This window comes from Serratia sp. HMSC15F11, assembly GCF_001808215.1.
GTDB lineage: Bacteria > Pseudomonadota > Gammaproteobacteria > Enterobacterales > Enterobacteriaceae > Serratia > Serratia nevei.
The window spans coordinates 41,774-42,010 of the sequence record NZ_KV792491.1; positions in this window are offsets into that span (position 1 = coordinate 41,774).

Sequence of the window (237 nt, forward strand, 5' to 3'; positions counted from 1 at the left end):
TCGCCGCGTCTGCGTTGTCGGGCGGGTCGGCTTCGACAAACGTCCCTGTTGGTCTCGCCTCAACCGGCCTTCCCTGGCCGGTTGCCCCTGACAACGCCGTCTTGCTCGGCAGCCGGTGATGCGCGCTAAAGGTCAACACCTGAGCTGGCTGCTACCGGGAAATCTGTCGCTTATGAGGTTCTGGTAGATAAGTTGGAGATGAGCGCGGTGTTGGGCGCCCTTGAAGACGCCGAACGC